The organism is Haloferax sp. KTX1, assembly GCF_902410085.1.
GTDB classification, from domain to species: Archaea; Halobacteriota; Halobacteria; order Halobacteriales; family Haloferacaceae; genus Haloferax; species Haloferax massiliensis.
Window position 1 is genome coordinate 188,163 of sequence record NZ_CABPRH010000001.1, and the last position, 17,825, is coordinate 205,987.

General features: G+C 68.9%; 17 protein-coding genes. 3 read left to right on the forward strand and 14 right to left on the reverse strand.

Annotation, left to right across the window (positions count from 1 at the left end; translation table 11 throughout):
* Nucleotides 1-87 precede the first annotated feature (87 nt).
* The gene (locus FY251_RS00960; protein WP_187367311.1) at nucleotides 88-1,092 is read right to left on the reverse strand and encodes a transcription initiation factor IIB family protein; all 1,005 of its coding nucleotides are present in this window, start codon (nucleotides 1,090-1,092) and stop codon (nucleotides 88-90) included.
* 264 nt (nucleotides 1,093-1,356) lie between these two features.
* Here FY251_RS00960 and FY251_RS00965 point away from each other — a divergent pair, with 264 nt between their 5' ends.
* Both FY251_RS00965 and yjjX read left to right on the forward strand, forming a co-directional pair.
* Complete coding sequence (locus FY251_RS00965; RefSeq protein ID WP_148413062.1) at nucleotides 1,357-2,169, forward strand: helical backbone metal receptor; 813 nt, start codon at nucleotides 1,357-1,359, stop codon at nucleotides 2,167-2,169.
* A 20-nt stretch (nucleotides 2,170-2,189) separates the two neighbouring features.
* Complete coding sequence (gene yjjX / locus FY251_RS00970; protein WP_089778939.1) at nucleotides 2,190-2,711, forward strand: inosine/xanthosine triphosphatase; 522 nt, start codon at nucleotides 2,190-2,192, stop codon at nucleotides 2,709-2,711.
* Between the two features lie 6 nt (nucleotides 2,712-2,717).
* On the opposite strand, the gene aglD is transcribed toward yjjX, so the two are convergent.
* Nucleotides 2,718-4,592, reverse strand: coding sequence for a flippase domain-containing glycosyltransferase AglD (gene aglD, locus FY251_RS00975; RefSeq protein WP_148413063.1), 1,875 nt, complete (start codon nucleotides 4,590-4,592; stop codon nucleotides 2,718-2,720).
* A gap of 219 nt (nucleotides 4,593-4,811) precedes the next feature.
* Here aglD and FY251_RS00980 point away from each other — a divergent pair, with 219 nt between their 5' ends.
* A complete protein-coding gene (locus tag FY251_RS00980; protein WP_148413064.1) occupies nucleotides 4,812-5,081 on the forward strand; it encodes a hypothetical protein in 270 nt (89 codons plus the stop codon).
* A gap of 227 nt (nucleotides 5,082-5,308) precedes the next feature.
* Here the strand turns inward: FY251_RS00980 and FY251_RS00985 are convergent, their stop codons facing one another.
* The 12 genes from FY251_RS00985 to FY251_RS01050 form a co-directional block, all read right to left on the reverse strand.
* The gene (locus FY251_RS00985) at nucleotides 5,309-5,932 is read right to left on the reverse strand and encodes a MarR family transcriptional regulator (protein WP_148413065.1); all 624 of its coding nucleotides are present in this window, start codon (nucleotides 5,930-5,932) and stop codon (nucleotides 5,309-5,311) included.
* 82 nt (nucleotides 5,933-6,014) lie between these two features.
* Nucleotides 6,015-7,295, reverse strand: a complete 1,281-nt coding sequence (locus FY251_RS00990) for an SPFH domain-containing protein (RefSeq protein ID WP_148413066.1) — start codon at nucleotides 7,293-7,295, stop codon at nucleotides 6,015-6,017.
* A gap of 137 nt (nucleotides 7,296-7,432) precedes the next feature.
* Nucleotides 7,433-8,032 carry an NfeD family protein gene (locus tag FY251_RS00995; RefSeq protein WP_148413067.1) on the reverse strand — a complete coding sequence of 200 codons (600 nt, stop codon included), beginning with the start codon at nucleotides 8,030-8,032 and terminating at the stop codon, nucleotides 7,433-7,435.
* 79 nt (nucleotides 8,033-8,111) lie between these two features.
* Complete coding sequence (locus FY251_RS01000; RefSeq protein WP_148413068.1) at nucleotides 8,112-9,320, reverse strand: restriction endonuclease; 1,209 nt, start codon at nucleotides 9,318-9,320, stop codon at nucleotides 8,112-8,114.
* Nucleotides 9,321-9,715: 395 nt separating this feature from the next.
* The gene (locus tag FY251_RS01010) at nucleotides 9,716-9,952 is read right to left on the reverse strand and encodes a hypothetical protein (protein WP_089778925.1); all 237 of its coding nucleotides are present in this window, start codon (nucleotides 9,950-9,952) and stop codon (nucleotides 9,716-9,718) included.
* A gap of 44 nt (nucleotides 9,953-9,996) precedes the next feature.
* Entirely contained in the window at nucleotides 9,997-11,754 is a 1,758-nt protein-coding gene (gene pyk, locus FY251_RS01015) for a pyruvate kinase (RefSeq protein ID WP_148413070.1), read from the reverse strand.
* 114 nt (nucleotides 11,755-11,868) lie between these two features.
* Nucleotides 11,869-12,156: a hypothetical protein gene (locus tag FY251_RS01020; protein ID WP_148413071.1), complete on the reverse strand. Its 288-nt coding sequence runs from the start codon at nucleotides 12,154-12,156 to the stop codon at nucleotides 11,869-11,871.
* A gap of 71 nt (nucleotides 12,157-12,227) precedes the next feature.
* A complete protein-coding gene (locus FY251_RS01025; RefSeq protein ID WP_148413072.1) occupies nucleotides 12,228-12,533 on the reverse strand; it encodes a hypothetical protein in 306 nt (101 codons plus the stop codon).
* 105 nt (nucleotides 12,534-12,638) lie between these two features.
* Nucleotides 12,639-14,774, reverse strand: a complete 2,136-nt coding sequence (metG, locus tag FY251_RS01030; RefSeq protein WP_148413073.1) for a methionine--tRNA ligase — start codon at nucleotides 14,772-14,774, stop codon at nucleotides 12,639-12,641.
* 470 nt (nucleotides 14,775-15,244) lie between these two features.
* The gene (locus FY251_RS01040) at nucleotides 15,245-15,811 is read right to left on the reverse strand and encodes a YqaA family protein (protein WP_148413074.1); all 567 of its coding nucleotides are present in this window, start codon (nucleotides 15,809-15,811) and stop codon (nucleotides 15,245-15,247) included.
* 49 nt (nucleotides 15,812-15,860) lie between these two features.
* Nucleotides 15,861-16,934, reverse strand: a complete 1,074-nt coding sequence (gene mfnA / locus FY251_RS01045; protein ID WP_148413075.1) for a tyrosine decarboxylase MfnA — start codon at nucleotides 16,932-16,934, stop codon at nucleotides 15,861-15,863.
* A gap of 91 nt (nucleotides 16,935-17,025) precedes the next feature.
* Nucleotides 17,026-17,769, reverse strand: a complete 744-nt coding sequence (locus tag FY251_RS01050) for a CPBP family intramembrane glutamic endopeptidase (protein WP_148413076.1) — start codon at nucleotides 17,767-17,769, stop codon at nucleotides 17,026-17,028.
* Nucleotides 17,770-17,825: the final 56 nt, after the last annotated feature.

A 17,825-nucleotide genomic window follows, 5' to 3' on the forward strand; every position in this document is an offset into this window, starting at 1 on the left:
GCGCGGCCGCTCGCGGGCGAATAACCGAAAATCGAGTCGTTTCGTCCGGGTCGAACCGTCGTCCGGCGCGGGCGTCCGAATCGGTCCTCAGACGAGGCCGAGGTTCTCCTCGGCTTCGAGGAGTTCGTGATACCGGTTGCGGATGGTGACCTCGGAGATGTCGGCCACGTCGCTGACGGCGGCCTGCGTCGTCTTCTCGTTGGTGAGGAGGGCGGCGGCGTAGACGGCGGCGGCGGCGAGGCCGACCGGCGACTTACCCGAGTGGACGCCCTTCTCCTTGGCGTTCTTCAGGAGCTGGCGCGCGCGCATCTTCGACTCGTCGGAGAGGCCGAGTTCGCTGGCGAACCGCGGGACGTACTGCTCGGGGTCGGCGGGCTTGACCTCCAGCGAGAGTTCGCGCGCGATGTAGCGGTAGGTGCGGGCGACCTCGCTCTTCTCGACGCGCGAGACCTCCGCGATTTCGTCGAGCGAGCGGGGGACGCCGGCCATGCGGGCGGCGGCGTAGGTACACGACGTGGCGACGCCCTCGATGGAACGACCCGGCAGGAGGTCGTCGTCGAGCGCGCGGCGGTAGATGACCGACGCGGTCTCGCGGACGTTCTCGGGCAGGCCGAGCGCGGAGGCCATGCGGTCGATTTCGCCGAGCGCCTGCTTGAGGTTGCGCTCCTTGGAGTCGCGGGTGCGGAACCGCTCGTTCCACTTGCGGAGCCGCTGCATCTTCTGGCGCTGGCGCGCGCCGAGAGAGTTGCCGTACGCGTCGCGGTCGCGCCAGTCGATGTTGGTCGACAGCCCCTTGTCGTGCATCGTGTTGGTCGTCGGCGCGCCGACGCGGGACTTCTCGTCTTTCTCGCGGGCGTCGAACGCGCGCCACTCGGGGCCGCGGTCGACGGAGTCGGCCGTCACGACGAGGCCGCAGTCGTTACAGACGGTCTCGCCGTGTTCGTCGTCGGTGACGACGTGACCGCCGCACTCGGGACACTGCAGCGTGTCGCCCTTCGTCTCTTCCTGTTCCTCGGCCTCCTGTCGGCCGTTCTGCGTGTTTCGTTCCTGCTCCTGTGCGCCGGGGTTTCGGGTCCAGATTCGTTCACTCATGGATACGACGGCGGGTGCTCCGGGAATGGGTGGTTAGAGGCGGCTAGAACCCGGATGCTGTCCGTAACACCAGCAACCGCAGACGACCGCATAAATGGTTTGGTATCGCTTTCGGCGAGCGGCGGCGTTCCCCCGTGCGAGGCCGTCGCACGAGTGATTGAGGTTCGTGATGGATTCGGGGACGCATCGGCATTCGTCGACGATTCGCCGGCGACCGCCGACGCGACACATACTTTTCTCGACGGGACGTTGCCACGACTACCCATGGCCGCGAATCCCCGCGTCGTCTCGCTCGCGCCGAGCGCGACAGCGATTCTCACCGCCGCCGGTCTCGACGCCCACGTCGTCGGGGCGACCGTCCACTCGTCGACCGACAAGCCGGCCGTCGGCGGCTGGCTGAACCCCGATTTCGACCGGGTCGACGAACTCGACGCCGACGCCGTCTGCACCTGCGACGACCTCCAGTCGGACGTCGCGGCGGCGGCCCGCGACCGCGGCTACGGCGTGGTCCACGTCGCGCCCGCGACGCTCGACGAGGTGTTCGAGTCGTTCCCCGTCGTCTGCGACGCCGCGGGCGACGCCGGCGCGGGGGCGACGCTCGCCGAGGACTGCCGCGACCACCTCGACCGCGTCGCCGACGCGGTCGCCGGCCGCGACCGGCCGACCGTCTACTGCGAGGAGTGGGCAGACCCGCCGATGGCCGCGGGCAACTGGGTCCCCGACCTCGTCCGCGCCGCCGGCGGCACCGCCCCGTTCGTCGCGCCCGGCGAGCGCTCCGCCGAAGTCGACCCCGAGACCGTCGCGGCCGCCGACCCCGACCACGTGATGCTCCACCCCTGCGGGAAGGGCGAGCGCGGCGACCCCGAGGCGTTCGCGGCCCGCGGGTGGAACCTCGACGCGGCGGTCCACGCCGTCGACGACTCGCTTCTCAATCAGCCGAGTCCGGCCGTCGTCTCCGGCGTCGACCGACTCGCGCGGCTGTTGCACCCCGACGCCGACCTCCCAGAGCCGTGGGAGCCCGCGGCCGCAACCACGACCGCAACCGCGACCGCGACCGAATCCGACGAAGGGAAATAACCGGGCGACGCGCTTCCGACATGGACATCGCGGTCGGAAGCGGCAACCCGGTGAAGCGGCGCGCGGTCGAACGAACCTGCCCCGACGCCTCCGTGGCGGCGGTCGCCGTCGACTCCGGCGTCTCCGAACAGCCGACGGGCCACGACGAGACCATCGCGGGCGCGGTCACCCGCGCGGAGCGGGCGCTCGACGCCGGCGACTACGACCTCGGCGTCGGCATCGAAGGCGGCGTGGCGACCTTCTCGGCCGGCGACGGCACAGACGAGACCGACCTGTACCTCGTGATGTGGGCGGCCGTGACCGACGGCGAGCGCGTCGGTCGCGCGGCGGGGCCGAGCCTCCCGCTTCCCGCCCGCATCGCGGACCGAATCGACGCGGGCGAAGAACTCGGGCCGGTGATGGACGACGTGCTCGGCACCGACGACATCGCGAAAAACGAGGGCGCTGCGGGCGTGTTCACCGGCGGTCGACTCACCCGCACCGACGCGCTCGAATCGGCCGTGACGGGCGCGTTCGCGCCGTTCCGGTGTGAGCTGTACTGACTCCCGTTACTCCGACTCGGCGAGTTCGCGCTCGCGGTCGCGCACGTCCGCGCTTTCTTCGACCGCGGTCGTCAGCGAGACGTTGAGCGACAGCATCGAGGCGACGCCGCCGACGACGGTGACGGCGTTTTTCACGGCGTGGTCGAGGACCGCGGCGGCGAGCGCGGCCGCGGGCGTGACCGGCGCGAGCGCGGCCATGAACACCGTGAAGGCGATTTCGTAGAGGCCGACGCCGCCGGGCGAGAGGGGAAGCACCTTCGCGAGGTTGCCGACGCTCACGGCGAAAAACGAGACGCCGACGAGGACGACGGGGTCGATGTCGACGCCGAGCGCGAGCAGGACGACGACCGCGGTCACCACGTCGACGGTCCAGATGGCGAGGCTCGTCAGGCCGACGCGGCCGAAGGCGGCGCGGTTGCCGGCGACCGCCTGCAGGTCGGAGACGAACTGCTCGATGACGCCCGCGACGAGGTCGACGTAGGAGTCGGACGAGAACCGGCCGACGAACGCCCGGACGACGTTCCGGTCCGCGCGGGCCGACAGCGCGATGCCGAGGACGCCGAGGATGGCGACGACGCCGACGCCGGTGGCGACGTAGGCGACGGTGCGCACGTCGTCGGCGGACACGTCGACCGAGCCGCCGCTGACGCCGGTCGCCAGTACGGTGGCGATGTCGTCGAGGCCGCCGGTCGCGGCGAGGCCGACGAGGACGACGCCCGCGAGCCCCGCGATGGTGAGCAGGTCGAAGACGCGCTCGACCGCGAGCGACGCGAAGCCCGAGGGGTACGGGATGTTCCGCCGCGCCTTCACGACGTAGGCGCGCACGGCGTCGCCCGCGCGGGCGGGGAACACGAGGTTCCCGGTCTGACTGATGAATATCGCCCCCGTGAGGAAGCCCGCCGTCTCGCGGTAGCCGAGCTCGCCGAGGATGTCGCGGTAGCGAATCCCCCGGAGCGGCCACGAGACGACGTAGATAATCGCGGCGGCCGCGACGAGGACGGGGTCGGCGTCGCCGAGCACCGCGATGACCTCCGAGGGGTCGATGTACAGCGTCATCAGCGCGAGCGCGAAGACGGTCAGAAGCAACCCGGCGACGATGGTCACCCGGCGGGTGATGCGCGGCCGGACCGACAGTTGCCACCACGTCCGGAGAATCTGGCTCCCCATCCCGAGGACGTCGCGGACGAGGTCGACTTTCGTGTCGCCTTTCGGCTCCCAGTCGACGGGGAACTCGGCGACCCGCAAGCCCGCGCGCTGGGCGCGGACGAGCATCTCCGTGTCCCAAAACCAGTGGTTGTCCTCCACGTCGTCGCGGAGCACCTCGAACGTCTCGCGGCTGAACGCCTTGAAGCCGCACTGGTGGTCACGGAGGTCAGAGCGGAGGAACAGCCGGACCAGCCCGTTGTAGGCGCGGCTCGGCACGCCGCGTTTCCGCGGGCGGTCGGCGACGCGGTCGGGCATCCAGCGCGACCCGGTGGCGGCGTCGTACTCGCCGGAGCGGACGCGCTCGACCAGCTCTTCGAGGTGGCGCATGTCCGTGGCGAGGTCCGTGTCGAAGTAGACGAGCGTGTCGCCGTCGGCGGCCTCGAAGGCGCGTTCGAGCGCGCCGCCGCGGCCGAGGCGCTCGTCGCTGTGGTAGTGGCGAATCCGGTCGTCCTCGGCGGCCAACCGGTCGGCTATCACCGGCGTCTCGTCGTCGCAGCCGTCTTCGGCCACGATGACTTCGAAGGCGTCGGCGGGGAGGAACGATTCGAGCGTCTCGACGGTGACGCGGACCGTGTTTTCGATGGTCCGCGCCTCGTTGTAGGCGGGGAGGACGACGCTCACTTCGACGCCGGCCGCGGTCGCGGCGGCCGGGCGTCGTTCTGTCGGGCGACCCATTGTCGTCGTATGGCCGCTATCCGCGTATGAATTTTCTGTCTTGGAACAAGTACGGTCCGTGAGACGGACAGTTCGGAACGTCCGGGTGTTAGGCGACTGTACCTGCGACGGCTCGGTGGGGGCGTCCCGACGCCCTATTTTCGGTGAAAATCGCAAGACAGCGCCGTGTTAAGCTCCCGTACCAAACCCCTGATAGGCGTCTCGTCTCTCTGTGTAGGTATGAGCACGACCGCCTCCGCGACCGCGGTCGAGGGTGACGCCCTCGACGCCAGACCCAGCCTCTCGGAGAAACAGCGCCGCATCCTCGACTACCTCCGCTCGAACGCCGGCGCGAAGACGTACTTCAAGTCCCGCCTCATCGCCGACGACCTCGACCTCTCGGCGAAGGAGGTCGGCGCGAACATGCGCCCCATCCTCGACGGCGACTTCGACGTGACCGTCGAGAAGTGGGGCTACTCCTCCGGCACGACGTGGAAGGTGACCGTCTGAACCCCCCGCTGACGCTTCACTCCGGCCCCGCCGCACGCCCTCCTCGGCGTGCATCTCGGCCACCTCGGCCACTCCGGCGCGTCCTCCCTCGCGCCACCCCGCCCGGAACGCCGTCGTCTCCCACTCCACGTCGTTCCACCCCACTTTTTTGGGTTTTCTCGCGTCTCAGCGCCGCCGCTGAGTGTTCCGAACCGACGGAGAAGCGCCGTCACCGACTCCCGCCCCGGTCAGGGGTCGAAGCGGATGAGTTCGGCCGCGTCGTCGGCGAACGCCGCGGCGTCGGAGCCGAACGAGTCGGCGTAGCGAATCAGGAGCGTGATGAGCGTCTCGGGGTTGCGGACCGCGTAGCCGTCCTCCCGGGAGAGGAGACCCACGGCGTCGAGTTCCTTCGCGTAGGTGCTCACCGTCGCCCGGGAGACGCCCAGTCGGTCGGCGAGTTCGCTCCCCGTCGCGTCGGGGTCGCGGAGCAGGTGGACGAGCATCCCGCGCGGCGTGTCGCGGCGCAGGTAGCCGAGGGCGACCTGCTCGAACTCCGAGAACCGACTCGCGGGGAAAAACCGCTTGTAGTCGCCGTCGCGGCGGACTTCGAGGGTGTCGTCGTCGACGAGGTTCCGGAGGTGGTACTGCGTCTCACCGGTTCCCAACTGGAGGTCGTCGCGGACCTTCGAGAAGTGCGCGCCGGGCGTCGACGCGACGTAGCCGACGATGGCGTCCCGCGCGTCGCTCGACCCGGACGAGTCGTCGTCGCCGTCGTCGCCGCCCCCGAGGCCCACGAGCGGCGTGGCGGCCCCGAGCGCGGCGAATCGACGGAGGGTCGCGCGCTTGTCTTCGTCTACCCGGCGGTTCGACATCTACACCCACATACGAGACGGCGCGAAGAAAAGGGCTTCGGCATTTACAACCGTCCGAATCCGGGACGGTCCGCCGACGCGACTATTCGAGGTCCTTCTCGAAGGACATCTCGCTTTCGTCGTCGCCGTCGTCCTCGTCGCCGGCGTCGGCGGCCGGTTGGCCGTTGCCCGCGGAGGTCGCGTCCGCCGACTCGTCGGCCGCGGCGTCCGCGCCCTCGCTTTCCGCGACGACCTCGTCGGACGACTTGATGGGGGTCTCGTTCTCGTCGGCCTCGGCGATGACCTCGTCGGGCGACTTGATGTCGTTGACCTCCGCGCCGGCCTTGATGGCCTCCGCCTCCTGTTCGAGCTGTTCGACGTTCATCTCCGCGGCCTCGTCTATCTGTCCGAGAATCTCCTCGATGTCGTCGAGGCCGATGAGCTCGCGGGTCTCCTCGTCGAACTGCTTGCTGGAGAGGCCTTCCATGTCCTGTACGTCGGAGCCGGTGAGCTGTTTGCCGTAGCGACCCACGAGCGACGTGAGCTCCTGCGGGAGGACGAACGTCGTCGACTCGCCCTGTCCGATGCGTTCGAGCGTCTCCATCCCCTTGTCGATGATGGCGCGTTCGCCCATCGACTCGGCGGACTTCGCGCGGAGAACCGTCGAGATGGCGTCACCCTGCGCTTCGAGGATCTGCGACTGCTTTTCGCCCTGCGCGCGGATGATGTTCGACTGCTTTTCACCCTCGGCCTGTTCGACGGCGGAGCGGCGCTCACCCTGCGCTTCGAGAATCATGGCGCGGCGGCGGCGCTCGGCGGAGGTCTGCTGTTCCATCGCCTGCTGGACGTCGGCGCTGGGGTTGACCTCGCGGACCTCGACGGACTCCACGCGGACGCCCCACTCGTCGGTCGGTTCGTCGAGTTCCTTGCGGATGCGGGCGTTGATCTCCTGGCGCTTGTTGAGCGTGTCGTCGAGCTCCATGTCGCCGAGGACGGCCCGGAGCGTCGTCTGGGCGAGGTTGGAGACGGCGCGCTTGTAGTCGTCGACTTCGAGGAACGCCTTCTTCGCGTCCATCACCTTGATGTAGACGACCGCGTCGGCCGTGACCGGCGAGTTGTCGCGCGTGATGGCTTCCTGCCGGGGCACGTCGAGCGTCTGGGTCCGCATATCGAACGCGTAGGTCCGAGAGACGAACGGCGGGATGAAGTTGATACCCGGTTCGAGGAGCCGGCGGAACTCCCCGAACACCGTGAGCGCCTTCTTCTCGTAGGCGTCCACGATTTCGACCATCTGATACACCGTCACGATGGCGAGGACGAGCACGAGGAGGCCGGCGACGACGCCTCCGATACCCAGCCCCGCCTGGAGGGCAAGTAGGTCCATAAGCCCGCCTTGGGTTGGCAGAATGATAAGTATTCGTGTGGTTCGGCCGTCACGTCGGACGGTTTCGGGGGTGACGGGGCGGCCAACGGCGGTTCGGGTCGACGCGGTTCGGGCCGACCGCGGCGTCGCGGCCTCGGTCAGACGCCTTCCGTGCCCTCGCGTTCGAGTTCTTCGTCTCGCTCCGCGGACTCCTCGCGTCGTCGCGCCCGCTCGCGGGCGAGTTCGCGGTCGATTTCGTCCTCGCCGGGGCCGACGCCCTCGACGGTCACGACGTTGCCGCCGCCGGGGTCGACGACGACGACCTCGCTTCCGACCTCCAACTCGCCGTGGACCGACCGGGCGGCGTAGTAGGGGTTGAACCCGCCCTCGTCGAGTTTGACCTCGCCGCTGGTCGGCGTGACGCGCTCCGTGACGCGCCCCATCTTCCCCGTCAGCGCGTCCGAGTCGCTCGTCTTCCCCTCTCCCTTGCCGCCGTAGATGTCGAGCTCCCGGTAGCCGTAGAGCGCGAGCGCGCCGAAGACCAACACGAGCAGGCCGAGTGCTATCGGGCCCGCGAGCGGCGCGATAAAGAGGCCGACCAGCCCCGCCGCGAGGAGGGCGACGCCGAGGACGACGAAGTGCGCGCCGGGGGCGATAGCCTCCGCGAGCGACAGGCCGAGCCCCGCGAGCACGAGCAACAGCGGGAGCGTCTCGGGACTGACGAGACCGGTCTGTAACGGGAGCGGCGGGTATGCCATACCGGCTCTAGGGCCGTCGCCCGATTAAGGATTGAGGGTCGAACGCGGCGCGGGTCCAACGGGAGCGGCCGCTCCCCGCTCAGTCCTCGCCGTTCGGGTCGGTCGAGACCGACCGGTCGTGGACGAACGCCACGGAGTCCTCGTTCGTCGGCCGGACGAAGACGGTCCCGGTGGTCGCGTTCGTCGGCACGGAGAAGACGGTCCAGACGTGCGCGCGCTCGTCGGGGGCGAACAGCCCGCCGTTGCGGAAGCCGGTCGCGTTCGACAGCGGTTGGTAGCCGTAGCTGACGCCGTCGGACTCGAACACGAGCGCCGACTGCGGGAGCGACCCCGGCGCGTCGCCTCCGGCCGTGGCGTTGAGTCCGACGACGACGAACCGCTCTCCCTCCGGCGCGGCGTACGTTCGGTTGCCCACCCGAAGCGTGTCGGCGGTCCGGGCGTTCCACCGGGCGACCACGTCGGCGGAGTCGGCGCTCGCACCCGAGAGGGCGGAGACGGAGACGCCGCCTTCGTCTCCGCCGCCGCCGGTCGGTCCGCCGAGACCGTCAACCATCGGGCCGAGCACGGCGACGAAGCCGAGCGCGAGCACGAGCAACAGGACGGCGACGACGACGACGCGGACGCTCGGCGGCGACCCCGATTTCAGGTCGTCGACCGACGACGGCAGTCTGTCGCGGAGGGTGTTCCCGACGGATTTCCAGCCGCCGCTTCCGCCGTCACCGTCACCGCTACTTCCGCCTCCGCCGTCGCCGTCACCACCGCTGTCGCCGCCGCGGTCACCGAGGAGTCCGGCGAGTCGTTCGCGCGCGGCGGCTATCGGGAGCGACGCGAGCGCCTCTTCCACCGGTTCGGGCAGGTCGAACGGCAGGCCGAACTCGACTTCCGCCGTCTCGAACACCTCGCCGTCGGTGTACTGCTTGACGGTCTGTTCGAGGCCCTCGTCGGCGACGGTCCGGCCGAGTTCGTCGCGGTCGAACAGCGTCACGTCGTGGCTCGTGGCGAACCCGCGGACCGCGTCGGCGAACTCGCCCTGCGTGGCGACGACGACGGTGTCGATATCGCGCTTTTTCGCGTGCGCGACGAAGCCCTTGACGTGCTGTTTCTCGACCGTCGTCTCGACGGTCGGGAGCGCGAGCATGAGCCCCTTCGTGCCGTCGCCGCGCTGGCCCTGTACGAGGTATCTCCCCTCGCCGCGGGGCTGGACGTTCGTCTGCCAGTTGCGCTGGGTCCAGAGGTCCGCGAGGAACCGGACGAACTTCGCCGGGTCGAGTTCGACGAGTCTCGTCACTGTTCGCGTCCCTCCGGCTCGGTTGGGGCGGGTCGTCGGTCGTGTCCGCGTCGTCGGTCGTGTGTCATCTTGTCGTCTCGGTGTTCGTCCCGGCGGCGGCCGGCTCCGGCGGCCGCGCGACGACTGGGAGGGGGGTCGTCGCCGCGGCCGCGTCCGTCCCGGTTCGGGACCGTCGGCGTCGGAGTCCGGAGCGCCGCGAGGAGAGTCGGCGCGGCGACCGACGCGGAGGGTGCGCTTTGCAGTTCATTCCGTCCGTCCCGGTCGGGTGGTTGGCGGTGGTTTCCCTCGGGGTCACATAAATCAACAGTCCCGATTATCAAAACGGAAAGTCGGAGACGAGACGGCGGCCGAACTCGGCGCTCGAAACAGGTCGCGGTCGGCGTCCGGCGGGTCGCTCAGAACGCGCCCGGGAACACGGTGACGACGATGAGTCCGACCGCGAGAAGGACGCCGAGCAGGACGAACGCGACGTTTTCGGCCCGCGGCGACTCCGGCTCGATGGGGAGCTGTTCGACCTCGGGTTCGTCGTCGATGATGCCGTCGGGACCGACGTCGTCGACGCCGAAGCGCCACTCGCCGTCGCCGTCAGCGTCGCGGTCGTCGTCGGCCTCGGGAGAGGGTGCGCGGGACATCGATTCGTGCGTAGGCGTCGCGTCGGGAAAGGGCTACCGCACTCCTACCGGCTGTCGCGGTCGTGGTTGATGACGTCGCCCTCGTAGACGATGCCGCGCTCGGCGTGGAGCGTGACGGTCGCGCCCTGCGCGATGGTCTTCGGAAGCGGCGCGCCCGACACCATCGGGATGTCGAGCTCGCGCGCGACGAGCGCGGGGTAGCCGGTCATGCCCGCGCGGGCGTCGACGATGCCGGCGAGCTTGTCGGCGTCGCCGTTGAACTCGCCGTCGAACTCGGCCGACAGCGCGAGAATCGCGCCCTCGGGGACGTCCGTGAGGTCGCCGTCCTCGGTGCGGTAGAGGGGACCGGCGACGCGGCCGCCGACGATTTTCCGGCCCGTGGCGACGGGCTCGGCGGCGACGTGGACCTTGAGCATGTTCGTCGTGTTCGTCCCTTCGAGCTCCGTCATCATGCCGGAGAGGACGACGATGGTGTCGCCGGACTCCGCGACGCCGGCGTCGAGCGCGGCGGTGACCGCGTCGTCCATGACGCCCTCGACGCTCGGGCTGTAGTCGGCATACTGCGCCGAGACGCCCCACGAGACGGCGAGTTGGCGGCGCGTCCGGTCGTTCGGCGTGACGGCGACGACGGGGACGCCGGGGCGGAACTTCGCGGTCTTCCGGGCGGTGTAGCCGGACTCGGAGACGGCGACGACGGCCGCGGCGTTCACGTCGCGGGCGAGGTAGCGCGCCGAGCGGGCCAGCGCCTCCGTGCGGGAGCCCTCGTCGGCGGTCGGGACGCGCTGTTCTTGGCTCTCGTCGTACTCGGGGCTGGCTTCGACCTCCTCGACGATACGGGACATCGTCTCGACGACGCGGACGGGGTGGTCGCCGACGGCGGTCTCACCCGAGAGCATCACGGCGTCGGTGCCGTCGAGGACGGCGTTGGCGACGTCGGACGCCTCCGCGCGGGTCGGGCGGCGCGAGCGGACCATCGAGTCGAGCATCTCGGTCGCGGTGATGACCGGCGCGCCCGCGGCCTGCGCTTTGCGGATGGTGCGCTTCTGGATGATGGGCACCTCTTCGAGGGGGCACTCGACGCCGAGGTCGCCGCGGGCGACCATCACGCCGTGGGCCGCCTGGATGATTTCGTCGAGGTTCTCGACCGCGCCGGCGCGCTCGATTTTGGCGATGATGGGGATCTCCGCGCCGAGGGTTTCGAGGGTGTCGCTGATGGTGTAGACGTCCTCCGCGTCGCGGATGAACGAGGCGGCGACGTAGTCGACTTCCTTCTCCGCGGCGAGCTTCAGGTTCTCGTAGTCGGAGTCGGTGATGAGGTCGATGTCGAGGTCGACGCCGGGGACGTTCACGCCCTTGCGCGAACTGAGCTTCCCGCCGGAGACGATGGTCGCGTGGACCGCGTCGTCCTCGACGTACTCGACGGTGGCCTCGATGCGGCCGTCGTCGAGGAGGATGGTGTCGCCGGCCTCGGCGGCGGTGATGGAGTACGACAGGCCGACGGCCTCGGGGGTGGCGTCGTCGCCCTCGTAGAAGCGGACCTCGCTCCCGGTTTCGAGGTAGATGTCCTCGTCGATTTCGGCGGTTCGCACTTCGGGGCCCTGCAGGTCGAGCATGGCCGCGAGCGGTTCGTCGGTCGCGTCGTCGACGGCGCGGATGCTGTCGATGACGTCGGACCGGTGTTCGACGTTGCCGTGGCTCGCGTTCATCCGGGCGACGCTCATGCCGGCGTCGGCGAGCCCGCGAATCGTCTCCCGGTCGAAGGACGCGGGACCGAGGGTGCAGACGATTTTTGCGTTTCTCATGGCATCGCCTACGAGTGACTGATAAAAAAGCCCGATGATGAACTCGGTGCCGAGTAACGGGTTCGCATACGTACTCTCTATAGTTCGCCCACCGAACTGACCGGTCGGTCGGCATCACGCAACTATAATGGTCGTTTGGTAAATTTCTCCGTCGTATCTGACGTAGCCGGGCTCTCGGAACTCGTTTCTGTCCGTTCCCTTCCGGAGCGTCACGGTCTCGTTCCCGAGCGCCTGCCGGAACGCCGACTGTTGGTCAGGCGCGAGGTTCTGATACGAGACGGCTCCCTCGCCCTGCGGGAGGTCGTCGACTCGGGTGACGCTCAGCCTCGCCGTCCCGCTTCCGCCGCCGAGACAGCCCGTCGAGAGGACGAGCGCCGCGGCGAGCAACACGCTGACTCGCATAGCCGGCGCTCCAGCGTCATGGTTCAAATCGGCTCCGGTCTCGGCGCGGGATTCGAGCGCCGAACGTCTGCTCAGGAGGAGACGGTCGTCCGGTAGACACCGCCGTCGTACCGGACGTAGCCGGGGTCGACGAACTCGTTTCGCGCCGCCTCGTTCGGTAGCGCCGCCGGTTCGCCGGTCGAGACGGCTTCCTCGAACGTCTCGCGCTGGTCGGGGTCGAGGTTGCCGAAGGCGACCGCGCCCTGTCCCCGCGGGAGTTCGTCCACGCGCTCGACGGTCAGCGTGCCCGCGCCGCCGCCCGTCACCGCGGCGACGACGCCCGCGAGCACCGCGAGCGCGACGACGATTCCGACCGCTTCCCGTCTTCCGATTCGCATGGGCGACGCTCGGGAGTCGGCGCAGTTAGGCGCTGTGGTCCGCGTCTGGCACGGGGCGGCGTCGGAGAAAGCGGCGCGTCGAAACGTCGCCTCGCGGGCGGTCGGTTACTGGACTTTCGTGCCGGGGACGGCGTCGCCGTGGGTCGTCAGGAGGTCGGCCTCGTCGCCCGCGGCCAACAGCATCCCGTCGGACTCGACGCCGAACAGTTCGGCCTGTTCGAGGTTGGCGACGATGATGACCTTCGACCCGGAAAGCGAGTCGAGGTCGTGGAGCTGTTTGATGCCGGCGACGATCTGGCGCTCTTCGACGCCGATGTCGACGGTGAGCTTGGCGAGTTTGTCCGCGCCGTCGATGCCCTCGGCGGCGACGATTTCGCCCACGCGCAGGTCGAGGTCCTGGAAGTCCTCGAAGCTGATGCGGTCGTCGGCGATGGGTTCGAAGTCGATATCGGAGTCGGTGTCAGCGTCCATGTTCTCCTCCGCGTCCTCGTCGGACTCGTCGCTTTCGGATTCCGTCTCGGCCACGCGCGCTTCGAGCTTCTCGTTGAGCTCCTCGACGCGCTCGGCTTCGATCTTCTCGAACAGCGCCTCGGGCTCGCCGAAGGTCGCCGGCGGGGCCTCGAAGGCGTCGTCGACGCCGGTGTCGGTCACGGAGCCGTCCTCGCCGAGCTGTTCCCAGAGCGCCTGCATCTTGCCCGGCGCGACCGGGAAGAACAGCACGGCGATGGCCTTCGCAATCTGGACGCAGTCGCGGATGACCTGCGCCGCGGCCTCGGGGTCCTCGTCGGTGAGCTTCCACGGCTCGTTGCGCTGGATGTACTCGTTGCCGAACTGCGCGAGGCGGACGGCGGCGTTGCCGGACTTCCGGACCGAGTAGTCGTTGATGCCGGCTTCGAACTCGTCGATGGCCTCCTCGATGCGGGTTTCGACTTCCTCGGACACCGCCGCGTCCGGCGTCCCCTCGAAGTTGCGGTACGCGAAGAGCATCGACCGGTAGAGGAAGTTGCCGACCGTGCCGACGAGTTCGCTGTTCACGCGGTCTCTGAACTTCGACCACGAGAAGTCCACGTCCTGCTGGAAGCCGCCGTTGGTGGCGAGGTAGTACCGCAGCAGGTCGGGGTGGAAGCCCTCGTCGAGGTACTCGTCGGCCCAGACGGCGCGGTTGCGCGAGGTGGAAAAGCCCTTGCCGTTGAGCGTGATGAAGCCGGAGGCCATGACCGCCCGGGGCTCGACGTAGCCCGCGCCGCGGAGCATCGCCGGCCAGAAGACGGTGTGGTGCTGGATGATGTCGCGGCCGATGATGTGGACGATGTCACCGCCGGACTCCGTCCGGCGAGCCTCCGAACCCGCGTCGGATTCGGAGACGCCCGCGTCCTTCCACGCGGCCTCCCAGTCGAAGGTATCGGCACCGACGCGTTCGGTGTACTGCTTGGTCGAGGAGACGTACTCGATGGGCGCGTCGACCCAGACGTACAGCACGAGGTCGTCGCCCTCCTCCCCGGGGTAGTCGATGCCCCAGTCCATGTCGCGGGTGATACACCAGTCCTGCAGTTCGCCCTCGATCCACTCGCGGGGCTGGTTCCGGGCGTTCGAGGTGCCTTCGAGGCGGTCGATGAACTCCTGGAGGTAGTCTTGGAGGTCGGAGACCGCGAAGAACTTGTGTTTGCGCTCGCGGTACTCCGCGGGGTTGCCGGTGAGCGTCGAGGTCGGGGCTTCGATTTCGCCGGGTTCGAGGTGGCGGCCGCAGCCCTCGTCGCACTCGTCGCCGCGGGCGTGCGCGCCGCAGTACGGACACGCGCCCTCGACGAAGCGGTCGGGGAGCCACTGGTCCGCGTCGGGGTCGTAGGCGACCGGAATCTCCTTCTCGTAGACGTAGCCCTCGGCTTCGAGCGTGCGGACGATTTCCTGTGTCAGTTCGGTGTTCGTCTCGTCGTGGGTGTGGCCGTAGTTGTCGAACTCGATGTTGAAGCGGGGGAACGTCGCCTCGTACTTCTCGTGGTGGCGGAGCGCGAACTCCTCGGGCGTGACGCCCTCCTTCTCGGCGTTGACGGCGACGGGCGTGCCGTGCATGTCAGACCCGCTGACGAAGGCCGTCTTTTGGCCGAGTGTTCGCAGCGAGCGACTGTAGATGTCGCCGCCGACGTACGTTCTGAGGTGGCCGATGTGGAGGTCGCCGTTCGCGTACGGCAGTCCACACGTCACCACTGCTGGCTTCTCCGTGGGGAAGTCCTCGTGACTCATATGTGTCGTGTATCTCGGAAGCGGGCCTAAAGCCCGCCGCTTCGGATGCGTCCGGCTGGCGGTGCGATGCTGCCCCGAGGTTCGCCGGGTCCGACCGCCGTCTCACGGTACCGAGGCGACGGTCGGAGGCGGGTCCACCCGCGGCTAAAAGGGAGCGCGCATACGCATGTTGTCGGGGAGACCCGTCGCGGTCACATCGGGAAGGAGGTCGAGGACGAATATAAAAGACGCGCCTCCGACGCTCAGTCTTTGATGGAGACGCCGCCGAAGGCCGAAACGCCGCTCACGACGAGGTCGACGGTTTCGTGTTCGAGTTCGCGCCGCGGTCGTTCGTCTTCCGCCGCCCCGAAGACCGGTAACACGTCCAGTCGGACGTTCCAGTCCCGCGGGACGGAGAGTTTCGCGCCGCCGAACAGCGCCGTGACGTCGATGCGGGCGGTCCCGTCGAGTTCGACGACGTCGCGGGAGTCTCAGAGGAACGCCGCAATCGCTCCGACGCCGATGACCGTCACGACGAGGCGGCCGCAGGAGCCGACGAACGTCGCGGCGGCGAACCTGAGGTAGTCGTCTTCGAGGACCGAAAACGCGTAAATCGAGAGCGTGTCGGGAAAGCCCGGCACGCAGAGCGCGGCCGCGAGCCCGGCGAAGCCCCAGTTCTGTGCGATTTGGACGGCCGTGCGCTCGGTCCAGCCCATTACGTCGACGGGCAACCGTTCGAGCGCCCGTTCGACGTAGCCCGACTCCGTCGTCTGGCGGCCGATATAGAACGCGAAGACGCTCCCGGCGGCCTTGCCCGCGCCGCTGACGAGGATGATGACCGCGAGTTTCGCGCCGTAGGGGAGCCCGAGGTCGAGCGGCGCGGCGAGAACGATTTCGCTCACGCCGGGGAGGGCGAAGGCGATGAGAAACGAGTAGACGAAGATGATGACTAACCCGACCCAGCCCGTGGCCGTCTCGACGAGCGACGAGAGCCACGAGAAGTCGGGGTACAGCCCGAGGGTCAAGTCGGCGAGCGATGCGAACGCGGTGAGGGACACACGAGAGGGTCGAAGCCAGTCGGTTGTAAGTTTTCAGGTTCGGACCGGCTCAGTTGCGGGCCGGCCCCGACCGGAGGTCGTCGAGGTCCGAGAGGAACGCCCGGAGCGACTCGCGGGAGACGTGCGGCATGCAGACGATGCGGAGTTCGCCGCTCGCGGTCCGCGAGATGCGCCAACCGAGGTCGCGGAGCGACTCGAACTCCCCGTCGGGGACGCTCGCGGCGACGAGCGGGAGTTCGGGCTCGACGGCGTCGTAGCCGCGGGCACGGAGTTCGTCGTAGAGCCAGTCGGCGTTCGCCTGCTGGCGCTCGTAGGCGTCGCGGTAGCCGTCGGGCCAGAGCTCGCGCATCGCGGCGGCCGCCGAGGCGACGCCCGCGCCGCTTCTGGTCCCGGTGAGGCTCGCCTGCGACGCGGATTCGAGGTACGGCGTGTCGACCGCCAGCGAGTCGACGACCGACTTGTCGCGGAACAGCAGGCCGCCGGCGGGGACGACCGCCTGCCCGTACTTGTGGGGGTCGATGGTCATCGAGTCGACCGGGGCGTGGGCGAACGACCACTCGTGGTCGGTGAAGGGGAGGACGAAGCCGCCCCACGCGGCGTCGACGTGCATCAGCGCGCCGGCGTCGTGGGCGACCGCAGTCAACTCGGGAATCGGGTCGACGCGGCCGAACTCGGTCGTGCCGGCGACGCCGGCGACGAGGACGGTGTGGTCGTCGACGGCCTCGCGGACCGCCGCGACGTTCGCGCGGTAGTCGTCGTCGACGGGGACGATTCGGAGCTCCACGTCGAGCACGTCGGCGGCCTTCTGGAAGCTGAAGTGGATGCTCTCGGGGGCGACGACGTTCGGGTCGTCGTCGCGGGCGTGGTTTCGCGCGGCGCGAATGGCCTGGATGTTGGCCTCGGTCCCGCCGCTCGTCACGTAGCCGTGGGGGGCCGAGAGGCCGGTGATATCGCCGAGGTACGAGAGTGCGTCTTCTTCGAGGGCGGCGACGGCCTGATAGGTCGCCGGGTCGCCGGGGTTGGTGGCAAGGAACCGCTCCGCGGCCTTCCGGGCGGCCGGGTGCGGTCGGGTGCACATCGAAGAGAGGACGCGGTCGAACTCCTGCGGTGCCGCGCGCTGCATGCATCCCATTATACCCACACCCAGTATATCGGTTCCGCTCCAGTACGACAGCGTATCTCAAGCGTGAATACCGCCGTAGTCTGCTGGTTTCTCACCCAAGAACGAACGACGAGAGGAACAGTGTCGCGTTGTACAGTCCGTGGACGGCGATGGGAACTGCGAGGTTCTCCGTTCGCTCGTAGATGTAGCCGAACACCGACCCGACGAGAAACAACGCCGTAAGTGGGACGAGAACGACGACGCCGCCGCCGACGAAGTTGAACGCGTGGAGCGACGCGAAGATGGCGCTGGCGAGAACGACCGCTCCGAGTGGGCCGAACGTCTTGCGCAAGCGGCCCTGAACGGCACCGCGGAACAGCAGCTCTTCGGCGGGTGCGATGACGAGGATAGAGAGAAGCGCGAGTGCGACGAGAACCTCTGGGTCGACGACGGCGGCCTCACCGACTACCGACTGGACCGGGGTGAGGTCGACGACGGTCGATGCGAGGACGAGCAGTGCGACGGCGGCGAAGCTCCCGACGAGGCCGAGAGCCACCCATCTGAGGTCTGTTCGCGTCGGTAGACGAACCGGGACACCGTCGAGGACACCGATTGCGACGAGGATACCGACGGCCGCGAAGGCGAGTTGTGACGGTATCAGCGCGAGGATGAGGAACGTCGACCCCGCCGGATCGATGGCGACGTTCACCGCGAGCAGCGGGATGAACAACGCGAACGTGAGAACGACGCCGAGGACGATGGCGGCGGCGACGATGACGACGGCGACGACGACGGCGCGAAGGCGGTCGGTTACGTTCGGCTGAGTGGTGGAGGGGGAATCGACAGCGGTGGACATGTCTTTCAGGGCCTCTCACCGTGAAGATACGTGAGCCGCAGAGAAAAAGACAGGTG